This window comes from Candidatus Saccharimonadales bacterium (assembly GCA_036397795.1).
In the GTDB taxonomy this organism is placed as follows: domain Bacteria; phylum Patescibacteriota; class Saccharimonadia; order Saccharimonadales; family DASWIF01; genus DASWIF01.
In genome coordinates this window covers 25008-35438 of sequence record DASWIF010000038.1, presented here as the reverse complement: position 1 = coordinate 35438, position 10431 = coordinate 25008, and the positions used below count along the sequence as shown (strand labels likewise).

11 protein-coding genes and 1 tRNA gene are annotated in these 10431 nt (G+C 48.3%); 5 read left to right on the top strand and 7 right to left on the bottom strand.

What is annotated here, in order from left to right; all coding sequences use genetic code 11:
- A partial coding sequence (locus tag VGA08_02405; protein HEX9679449.1) for an endo-1,4-beta-xylanase occupies window positions 1–791 on the top strand: 791 nt, incomplete at its 5' end.
- Window positions 792–1191: 400 nt separating this feature from the next.
- On the opposite strand, the gene VGA08_02400 is transcribed toward VGA08_02405, so the two are convergent.
- Complete coding sequence (locus VGA08_02400) at window positions 1192–1599, bottom strand: hypothetical protein (GenBank protein HEX9679448.1); 408 nt, start codon at window positions 1597–1599, stop codon at window positions 1192–1194.
- Between the two features lie 87 nt (window positions 1600–1686).
- Between VGA08_02400 and VGA08_02395 the strand changes: the two genes are divergently transcribed.
- The 3 genes from VGA08_02395 to VGA08_02385 all read left to right on the top strand — a co-directional run bounded on the left by VGA08_02395 (window position 1687) and on the right by VGA08_02385 (window position 2689).
- Window positions 1687–2145 carry a hypothetical protein gene (locus VGA08_02395; protein HEX9679447.1) on the top strand — a complete coding sequence of 153 codons (459 nt, stop codon included), beginning with the start codon at window positions 1687–1689 and terminating at the stop codon, window positions 2143–2145.
- A 4-nt stretch (window positions 2146–2149) separates the two neighbouring features.
- Window positions 2150–2566 carry a hypothetical protein gene (locus VGA08_02390; protein HEX9679446.1) on the top strand — a complete coding sequence of 139 codons (417 nt, stop codon included), beginning with the start codon at window positions 2150–2152 and terminating at the stop codon, window positions 2564–2566.
- Between the two features lie 47 nt (window positions 2567–2613).
- Window positions 2614–2689, top strand: a tRNA-Ile gene (locus VGA08_02385).
- Window positions 2690–2873: 184 nt separating this feature from the next.
- On the opposite strand, the gene zwf is transcribed toward VGA08_02385, so the two are convergent.
- The 4 genes from zwf to VGA08_02365 form a co-directional block, all read right to left on the bottom strand.
- On the bottom strand, window positions 2874–4346 hold the full coding sequence (gene zwf / locus VGA08_02380) for a glucose-6-phosphate dehydrogenase (protein HEX9679445.1): 1473 nt from the start codon (window positions 4344–4346) through the stop codon (window positions 2874–2876).
- On the bottom strand, window positions 4346–5251 hold the full coding sequence (gene gnd, locus VGA08_02375) for a decarboxylating 6-phosphogluconate dehydrogenase (GenBank protein ID HEX9679444.1): 906 nt from the start codon (window positions 5249–5251) through the stop codon (window positions 4346–4348). Before gnd ends, zwf begins: the two co-directional genes overlap by 1 nt.
- Window positions 5252–5256: 5 nt before the next feature.
- Window positions 5257–5946, bottom strand: a complete 690-nt coding sequence (locus tag VGA08_02370) for a 6-phosphogluconolactonase (protein ID HEX9679443.1) — start codon at window positions 5944–5946, stop codon at window positions 5257–5259.
- A 345-nt stretch (window positions 5947–6291) separates the two neighbouring features.
- A complete protein-coding gene (locus VGA08_02365) occupies window positions 6292–7065 on the bottom strand; it encodes a hypothetical protein (protein HEX9679442.1) in 774 nt (257 codons plus the stop codon).
- A gap of 259 nt (window positions 7066–7324) precedes the next feature.
- Between VGA08_02365 and VGA08_02360 the strand changes: the two genes are divergently transcribed.
- Window positions 7325–8770 carry a phospholipase D-like domain-containing protein gene (locus VGA08_02360; protein ID HEX9679441.1) on the top strand — a complete coding sequence of 482 codons (1446 nt, stop codon included), beginning with the start codon at window positions 7325–7327 and terminating at the stop codon, window positions 8768–8770.
- Here the strand turns inward: VGA08_02360 and VGA08_02355 are convergent.
- Window positions 8757–9320, bottom strand: coding sequence for a hypothetical protein (locus VGA08_02355; GenBank protein ID HEX9679440.1), 564 nt, complete (start codon window positions 9318–9320; stop codon window positions 8757–8759). The genes VGA08_02360 and VGA08_02355 overlap by 14 nt on opposite strands.
- A 1-nt stretch (window position 9321) precedes the next feature.
- Window positions 9322–10428, bottom strand: a complete 1107-nt coding sequence (locus VGA08_02350) for an ABC transporter permease (GenBank protein ID HEX9679439.1) — start codon at window positions 10426–10428, stop codon at window positions 9322–9324.
- Between the last annotated feature and the right edge of the window lie 3 nt (window positions 10429–10431).

Sequence of the window (10431 nt, the reverse complement as noted above, 5' to 3'; positions counted from 1 at the left end):
ACTTTACTGATGCCGATAACATTCTTGCTATGGCCGAAGCCAATGGCCAAGCTGTCCATGGCCATACGCTGGTTTTTGCCAAGTCTAATCCGTCTTGGATGACAGACGCACCTAAAAAAGATCTACCCAAAATAATGACCGAGCATATTACCAACGTTGTCGAGCACTTTAAAGGGCGGATTAACACATGGGATGTAGTCAATGAGCCGTTGTCAGAAAAGGATGAGGATTACGAAAATGGGGGGCCTGGACTCCGCCAGCATTTCTGGGAGAAAGCCATGGGTGAAACCTACATCGACAAAGCTTTCAGCGCGGCTCGTGCGGCTGACCCGTCGGCCAAACTTTATATCAATGACTATGGCATAGAGCATGATGATAAACGTTGGGACGCCTTCTTAGCACTAGTTAAGAGATTGAAGAGCCGCGGTGTACCGATCGATGGTGTCGGCTTTGAGTCTCATGTTTATCAACCAACCGACGAGATTGATTTCAAAATTATGCGTTCACACATCCGATCAATAGCGGCTCTTGGGCTCGATGTTAGAATTTCGGAGATTGACGTTACAGGAACAGATCCTAAGTTCCAAAGTGAGCAGTACGTAGGGGTTTTATCGCTTTGTATCAGCGAGCCAAGCTGTAGCTCTTACACTACCTGGGGCGTGTCGGATCTCTACGGCTCGACAACCGTTGCAGATAGATACCCGTTGCTCCTCGGCACCAGCTTACTATGGGATAAAGATATGAAACCCAAATCTGCTTATTCGGCCCTCCAAGACGTACTTAAGAGATAGTTTTGATGACTATTAAAGTAACTTCCTGTTGATCGATGGAGTCAGGTAGTAGCTTATTTTCCCTTGGGAGCTTTGACCAACAGACTAATTCCCTGTTGATATCGTTCCAATTCAAAAGTGTATTGCGGCTACCAAACGCTCATCCTGCTTCCTGGCCAGCTTGGAATTATACGATTGATGGTATGAGCAAACGACAAGTCTTTGCTTTACTGATCGGCCTAGCTATCGGCGCGCTAGCAGGTTACTTCTTTGGCTACGATATTGGATTTGAAGACGCTATCCCCAAGTAAAATAACTTTTAACGAAGTAGAGTTACCTCACTCCAATCCGTAGGGGCATTCTATTAAATGCCCCTACGAGGGTTGTCTTAAGTCTGTTTTTTGGTAACTGCCACAGCTTGTTAACTAGGCTCCTTTTTAAGCAGGAAGTATAGCCATTGTTCTAGGTTCTCTTGATATTGTGGCTTGGGTTCGAGTCTTGCTTGATCTTCAACCGGTAAAGGATCTATGGGTTCTTTTTTTGATAACGCCACAACGTGTTCTCCGGCGGCTTTTTTGTTGAATTTAGCCCGGGCGGCAAGCTCCTGGTACTCCTTGGTCTTCAAATACTCTATGTCATACTCATAACGTTCATTTTGGAGTTGAAGGATAGCGATCTCATCTTTCAACCGGTCGACTTGGAGCTGAAGATTGTAGTTTTTTTGGACAACTTTAACGGTTTGCCAGACCAGAGTAGCCGCTAAGAACAACCCGGCAATGCGGACGACTTGGTCGGCTTCAAACAAATCCTTAAAAAAACGGTTGATCATATTTATTTTTTATTGAGGCGGCTTCATTATACCAACTAACGTAAGCTTTATTGCTTTTTCTGTCAGTTTGGTTGTATCCTGTCTCCAATGGAAATTTTCCTTTTCGTGTTTGGCTTCTTGCTGAGCTTTGTATTGCCTATTATCGTGGTGGTTTGGGTTATCCGTTGGCTCATGGGATCTCACGGTAATAACAAAAAACCTCGTAAATCGATTTCCGAGCGCGAATTCGTTTTGGGATTCTTCGGGCTGGCAGCCATTACTACCGGTTTGGTCGGTTTTTATCGGCTGCCTGAGGTTATTTTTCTCGACGGCGACGAAGCTTTAAGTTTTGCTGTTCGGGTTGCCGTCGGAGCGATTCTATTGGCGAGCGGGGCACATATCAAGGAGTTGGCCGGTAAAATCTTGATGGGCATCGGGGCCTCTCTACTAGTAGTTTCCCTCTTTGGCGTGTTTGACAGTCTCGGAGATATTGGCTCATTACTGATCATACTGCTGGCCTTTATTGGTTTGGTTGTGGCTGCAATGAAAATGGATAAAAAGGGTTAGGATTATGAGCAAGAACGACAAAACCATAAGCGGAATCCTAGGTTTTGGTATCGGCGTGATGTATCCAATACTGGTTTATTTCATGGTCAACACTTTTGTCCCCCGGGCTGAAACACCCCGGCTGCGGAGCAGCCTTGCGGCGCATGGCAACGATGACTTTAGGCAAATAGTACGGCTTGGACTGGCTCTTTTTATCTCGTTTTTAGCAATCGGACTGGCAATCGCTTACTTCCGCCAGGTGACGGAAGTATTTCGCGGCATCCTCGGCGGCGCGGCGGTGACAATCTTTTTTGCGGCAATTCTACTGTCGATTATCAGCGGCACCGATTCAGAAAATCTGCTGTCGGTTATGCTTCTGCTTTTTAGCTTTTTGGGCTTGACGGCACTGGTTCATTGGGCCGATCAGAGCATCCTCCCGTAAGGAGACTGTTTGTTTTTCTCATTTGCCCCAGATAAAATAGGCCAGCTGGGGGTGTAGCTCAGTGGTTAGAGCAGTCGGCTCATAACCGATTGGTCGATAGTTCAATTCTATCCACCCCCACCAAAAATGTTTTTTAAAGTCTTGGTCGATAGTAACGCCAAATGGTCGGGCATTTTGCCAGTTGGCGGCTTGACGATAATCAATTCCATCTTCCTCCACCAAATTCAAAAAAATAGACCGCTCAAAGAGCGGTCTACCGATTATTTTACACCCAAATTTTTGTTTGGCTAGACTAAAAATAACCAACTTATTTATTAGGTTGGCGTTCTAGTTTCGGATGGCAGATATTCAGATCGCGCGGCACCCAGCTAATTGGCTCGTTACTTAGTATTTTATTAGCCGCTTTGGGCCCGGCACTCTGTTTTTTGTATGGCTCGGGTACACGATTTGAGTTTTGCCAGCTGTTTAAAACCGGCTCGATAAGCTGCCAACTGATCATCGTCTCCTCGGCACTAGGAAAAAGCGTTTGCTCATCCCGCATGGAGTCAACCAGCAGCTTCTCATAGGCATCGTGCCTCACCCTGCCCGCTTCTGGCGCTTCGTAGCACCAGTCCATAATTATTTGCTCCGTCGCCGAGCTGAGCCCGGGCTTTTTGGCCAATAGTTTAAGCGCGATACCTTCGTTGGGGTGCATCCTAATAATTAGCATGTTGAGGCCATCCTGGGCCGCTTCCTTATCGCTGCCGTAAACAAGCGTAATTTCCGTCAACTTAGCGTCCATTGCCTTGCCTGTCCGGAGGTAAATTGGAATACCCCGCCACTTTTTTGATTTTGATTCGATTTTAAGCGCGACATAGGTTTCTATCCGAGAATCTGGATTATCCGCTTCCGCCAGGTAGCCTTCATACTGCCCTCGCACTACCTGGGTATTTACGTCGGAAATCGGTTTAAGGGCTTTTAGGGCAGCCTGCCTTTGCATGCGGATATCGGCCGTGTTTAGAGATTTCGGCTCGGCCATAGTCGTTAATGCAACTAGTTGCAACAAATGGCTCTGAATCATATCCCTGAGCGCGCCGGTTTGCTCGTAGAATTCGGCTCGCCCCTCAATCCCGATGCTCTCGGCCACGGTTATTTGGACATGATCGATAAATTGGCTGTTCCAGATGTCTTTTACAATCGGGTTGTGAAACCTAAAATAAAGAATATTCTGGACGGTTTCCTTGGCCAAGAAATGATCGACCCGATAAATTTGGCTTTCCTGGAAATAGCGACCCAGCAAATCGACCAAGGCCTTGGCCGATTTTGTGTCGTGACCAAATGGTTTTTCGATCATCAATATGCCCGGTCGGTCGTGGCTGCACTCGTCTAAATCAGTTTCACCGATATTTATAATGATTTCATCAAATACCGAGGGCGGTACCGCCAAATAGAACATCCGGCGCATACACACGCTCTGCTGCTGCTCAAGATCACGTAGCCTGTCGTCTAACCGGCTAAAGTCCGCCTGGTCCGTCAGGTTCATTTTGACCATCGAAATCCGTTCGATTAAACGGCCCAGAGCCGGCTCATCGATCTGTCCATCCTTTTCCCGAATAAACTTGGCGGCGGCTCGTTTTAGGTCTTTTGTCTCTACCTTGCGGCGCGAGGTACCGACGATTTTAAATGACTTGGGTAGGAGCTCGTCTAACTCGAGATGATAAAGCGACGGCAACAACATGCGGTTGGACAAGTCGCCGGTGATGCCAAATACAACCAGTATGGTCGGTTCTGCCGGCTTCATCAGTCTTGCTTGGGGTTTACGTTGTGGCCGCCAAACTCGTTTCTTAACTGGGCCAAAAACTTAGTCGCCCAACTGGTCTGCCCTGTCTGGCTCTTCAATCTTATATCAAGCGCAGCTTTAATCGCCGGTGCCGGCAAGTTGGCTTCGGCGGCTGCTTCTAAGGTCCACCGGGCTTCACCCGACTCCGATACCCGGCCCTCTACAGCTGTAAATTCCGAGTCATTTTTAAGCATATCGAGGATTAAACCATTTAGAAACGATTGATTAATACTGCCTTTTTGCCAGACTGAGGCTATCTCCGCCAGATCCAGATTAAATGGGCTAAATTTTAATATTTGGTACCCCTCAGCAAACGACTGCATCAGTCCGTACTCAACTCCGTTATGCACCATCTTTACAAAGTGGCCAGCTCCGCTGCCGCCAAAATAATGCCAGCCGCCCTGTTTACCGGCCAAGGCGTCCAGCAGCGGTGTAATAGTCTTCACGCTGGCCGTATCACCCCCTACCATTAACGAAAAGCCCTGTTCTTTTCCTCGCACGCCTCCGCTGACGCCAACGTCTACCAGGTTAATATCTTTATCCCTAAGCCGGTTGGCTTGTTCAATCGTGCTTTTATAATTAGAGTTACCGCCATCAATTATCAGGCTTCCGGGTGGTAAAACCTCAACCAGTTTAGTAATTTCCGCCGGCACATGTTCATGCGGGATCATCAGCCAAACAATTGGTTTATCCGCCAGTTTGGCCGCAAGTTCATTGTAATTGGTAAAGCTATCGGCGCCCAACCTTACCAGTGGTTCAGTGTTCAGTTGGTGCCTGGTATCAACTACTAACTGGTGGCCGTTACCAAGCAAAACTTCGCCGATCTGCGAGCCCATTTTACCTAAGCCAACCAACCCGAGTTGCACGCTTACTAGTCTCCCTCTTCCCCGATAAAGAGCTTAACCCGAGCGGCATCTTTAAGCATTTGGGCGGGATGTTCATGCGGCTGTAGCCGCTGGTCAATTCTTTCAACCGCAGCTGTTTTTTGCGGTCCGCAGGCAAACACAATCAGCTCATTCAGTTTGGTAACTAGCGCTCCGGTGGTGGTAATCCGGACAAAATCATGTGCCTGGTAATCCACCACCAGCCTCCCGTCCAAGAACCTAGTAAATTCCTCCGGTTGCTTGGTCGGTAGCATGCCAGCAATATGGCCGTCCGCCCCTACCCCATAAACACCGATTGTCTCGTCCGCGCCAGCTAAAAGTTCCCTGATTTCCATTTCATAAGTTATAGCGATGTCTTCGGCGTCCTCGCCGCGCGTTAACATCCCGGCCGAACTGGCAAGACGTTTAAATTTAGAACCCAAGGCTCGTTTAATTTGCCGCCAATTAGAGTCGGACGAGCTAAGATCGACATAACGCTCGTCGACTTGCAGCAACTGGATGCGCCCAACGGTTTCATCGTCCAATAGCTTAAAAGCTTCCTTGACCGGATTGAGCGAGGAACCGCCTGAGAGCAGCAGCACGATATTTCCGTCTGAAGCTTTAAGTTGCTCGAGCAGATAATCGCGCGCCGCTTTAACCGCGTCGGCGCAAGTTTTATACTCAAACAACTCCGTCATGTCTACATTCTAACCAATTATGGCTTGATTTTTTAAAAAGTAAGGGCTAAAACTTAGTTTAATCAAAAGGTACAACAATATGGCGCCAGAGCAGCCTTGGCCGAAACCCGGCCACAGAATGGTAAATGAAGTTTTTAGCGACTACCTAAACGATCCGAATCAAGCCAGTCCTGATGCGCAGCTAAATGCGTTAGTATTGGCTGAATTGGCGGTCTCTAAATATATGAGTTCAGCGCAACTCTTTACTAAGAACTGGCCTCAACATCGGCCGGATGCAGCCGACAGAACTGCCGGTAGAGATATGTCGAGCTTATACCGTCAAGACATGGGCTGGTTGCGCCGGTCTCAGTAAGCACTGTCGACGAAATCGGCCGCCGCCCTTTGTTCGGGGTCCGCCGCCTGTGAACCCCGCCTCAAAGCCACAAGCACCCCCGGAAATCCGTTCATCTGTTCCTTCCAGAATTTTTTACGGTTTTCGGTGTTTTTGATCGCTGCGCCTAATAATTTTTCAATGAAGAGTTTATCGGTTTCGGATAGTTCGACCACTTCTTTATCTTTGACACTGTCCCACTTTATTTGTATCTGGTTGCTTTTTAGTCCTTCGCCGGCTTGCTCAAACAAATAACCACAAAAGGTTCCGGCCGTCCGGTCGAGTACCGGCTTTAGCCCATGCCAATCAACCAGATCAACGCCCCGCTTATCCAAAATTTGTTGCCGGCGCATTTCGGCCGTGTATAGATCTTCAAAATCCGTCATCACTTGCTGGTAATATCCCCCGACCTTGTCCGTAAGATCGCCCTCAGCTGCTCGTCGAGCTCTTAATTTCTTTTTAGAACTAAGGTTTTTCCCTTCCGTAGCCCCAGACAAATATGGCCCCAAATCATTACTTGTGATCAGCCTGCCTATGCTTTGTTCTGTCCGGACTATTTCTCCTTTAACAGGTTGGCCGTATAAAATAGCCACGCCCTCTGCAAGTTTCGCTTCCAAATAATTTAACTGGCGATCGATACTTTGTTCTAGATCCTCCGCTGCAATTTTTTCAGGACGATCAATGACGCGCCGATTGTCATAGGAAAATCTCATTTGTTCGGGGTTGCGGGTGAGAAATTCAGGTAACATGATAGTATATTATACCAAGAAACAAACAAATTATCAAGTATTTCTTGACATTTACTCTTTTTTGTTATAATATCATTATAAAGAAAGCCCCGGTCGCGGCTTTTTACGGATCATGGGGCACAAGGCTTGGTTGGCTATGGCTTAAAAATAGACCGCTGGGCAAACTAGCGGCCGCGAACGATCCTAATGATTACCGCTAACGGATAAAGAATTTGGTCCAAAGAGGAGGATTGATATAATGCATGCAGAAAACTTGAAGATGAGCCAACACAAAAATCGAAAAAGTCTGATTGAGTACAAAGGTCTTCATTTTGTTATGGGTCTTTTGTTGCTGCTGGGCGCCGGCCTGATTATAACCGTCAGCTATATTATAAGCTCCAGCGTAGAGTTCGGTTTAAACCGTCAGGACAATATCGCCAACACTACCCAAAATGGCGCGATTCCGTCCGACGAAGCCGAGCGGTTAGCCCAGATCGAGAAGACCTTTGAGGGTAACGGCGACGCGCCGGAAGCCAGCCTGGGCCCGATTGATGATTATCCGACTTTAGTGACCGAGACCAAACATCCTAATAGCGGCAAAAAACTCAGCCAAGTGACCCTTGGCGCCCACTCATCGGCTAATAACAAAAACGGAAAAATCGTCCGTGAAGTTTACTTTACAACGCCAAAGGGCAAAAACTATGCCGTTCATGAGCGGGTGTTTGTTAAGGCCGCCGAACAAGCTGCCGACGGCGCGACAATCCGTCTGTCTATGTTTAAGTGGGCATCGTCCGATCTGCACAAAAAATTAATAGCCGCGTTCGAAAAACGAAATATCGATGTCAAAATTATTATCGGCACCGAGCGTTTTTCCGACCCGGACGAGGCGGCTGACGGTAATACCGAAGCTTTTGTTTTGACCAAGCTTCAAAACAAGCTGGGAGAAAACCGGGTGCTGCACTGTTATGGCGGCTGCGGCGATGACAAAAAGACGATGCACAACAAATATATGACCATCAGCAAGCTAAAAAATGGCGCTAAAAATGTCGTGATCCTGAGTTCGGCCAATGTAGCGGCTGGCCAACGTTACCGCTTTAACTCGACCTTGGTCACTTCGCAGGATAAGAAGCTCTATCAGGCTTTTCGACAGGACTGGACCAATACCAAAAACTTTGAGCGAGTCTTTCTTTCGCTCGGCAACGACGACGGAACCACCCGGGCTTATTTCTTCCCGAAGACACTCGACACCCAGGATACAATTGTCACTAATTTAAACCGAGTGGAATGTAGCTACGGCGACAACAAACACACCCAGATCAGAGTGGGCAGCTCGTACTTTACTCGAATGACGGTGGCCGAAAAATTAGCCGAACTAAAATCCCAAGGTTGCAGCGTCCAGGTTATAACCATGGACGCTCAGCCGACTAATCGAGCCTTGGACATACTGGAAGAGAACGGCGTTAAAACCCACGTAATGCACCTGCCTACCAACAAAGAAAGCCAAAACGGCGCTATTACGGACACTATCCACTCTAAGTATCTGTTGATTAACGGTTGGTTTGCCGGCGAAAAACACAAGGTCGTCTTTGCCGGTTCGCATAACTTTAACGTTAACGGTTTGTACTACAGCGACGACGCCATGCAGCGGATTTTTGACAACAAGCTGTATGACGCCTTCCAGCAAAATTGGAAACAGATTCGCGACTACACGCTCAATAACTACTAGCAAACCAATTATGGGCCGGGCGAGCATCGGCTTCGACTGAAGCTAATATTGTCTCGAACCGGCGTTTCATCGCTAGCTGGTATTCCGGCACGCTAAGATCGCCGGTATCGAGGACATGGCGGCCAGCCGCCGTCTCTACGGCTTGCAGATCCATGACTGTTTCGGCCAAACACGCGGGAGTATCGTTATCGGCTGTTAAGAGCGCCATGGCTTTAACTTCACCGACCGACCGTACCAGCGTATCCGCCAGCACGGTCAAGCTACGAATCCTGGCGGCGTTCAACCGGCCGGATATATCGGGTGGTAAGCCGTTTTGGTTGCGCTCGATAATGCCAACTGCCAGCCCGGCAATGACCTGTTGATTACGAGAATCGCCAAATACCCGCTTTAACCGGCGCAGGTTCGTGTCTACTTCGTGGGGTTGGTAGGAAGCTAGGTCGTAGATACCCGACGGTCTGCCAACGGTACCAAATTCATAGTCGAGGATGTTTTGAGCTTCATGAGTTATGCCAAACGGTTCTAGTTCTGTTGGATCGTGTTCGGCTGTCATTTTACTCCCACCGAAAGACTCGAAAAGCGATTACGTATATTACTACCAACCAGGCGGTAATCTGCCAAATTTGGGTCGAGACGTCGATTAGCGACTGCCCTTCAGTCAGTATCAGCCTTATGCCGTCGATTACTGGGGTCAGGGGCAAAAATGCCGAGGCCGATTGTAGCCAATCCGGCATAAGAAACCGCGGAAAGAAGGTGCCGGAAAGAAACATCATCGGGAAGACGATGATGTTGCCCAAAGGTGCCGCCTGGCGCTCATTCTTCGCCCAGCCGCCGATGGCCAAACCGATGCCATAAATCATGGCGATACTCAGCATAATAAACACTGCCAGTTCCAGGACATTGCCGAAGATCCGCAAGTCAAATACTGTCAACGCTACCGCAAACATCACACCGACCGCGACTAACCCCGTTGCCATTTGGGATATGACGCTCGACAGGAAATATTGCCAAACCCGAAGCGGCGTCGTGTGGAAACGCCGTAAAATACCCTGTTTCTTAAGCTCCGGAAAGACGTTGACGGGGCCAAAAACACCCAGCCCGATAATCGAAAATCCTAACAAGCCGGAAAAAGTATAGTCGAATTGCGACAAGCCTTGTTCGTTAGAAGCCTCAGAGCTAACCGTAAAGGGCCGCTCCACGCCGACCAAATCGACATTTATGGTCTCAAAAATTCCGGCCAGGACAGATGTCAGAGTTTGCCCGGCCTGTTCATTGTTTTGGGTATACGACACCTGGGCTTGGCCGCTGGGGTAATTCGTTCCAGCTTGGCTAACTCCAAACTGCTTGGGCAATATGATGAGCGCCTCGATTTGGCCCCGCTGAAGCTGGTCACTAGCGGCTTCACGACTATCAAATCGGGTCACCTCAAAAAAGTCATCGGCCTCCAGCCGGCCGGTGAACTCCTGAGAAAATTGGCTTTCCGATTTATTGACCAAGCCGACGCTAAAAGAACCGCCACCCTCGTTACCAAACAGCCCGCCAAAAACAAACAGGAAGATCAAAGGAAACACGATAACGAAGAAAATCGCCAATCGATCACGGAAGAACCGCCGAGTGTTGAGTTTGGCAAAAATCCAAATTGTAAAAAGCGATTTGTTCATCGG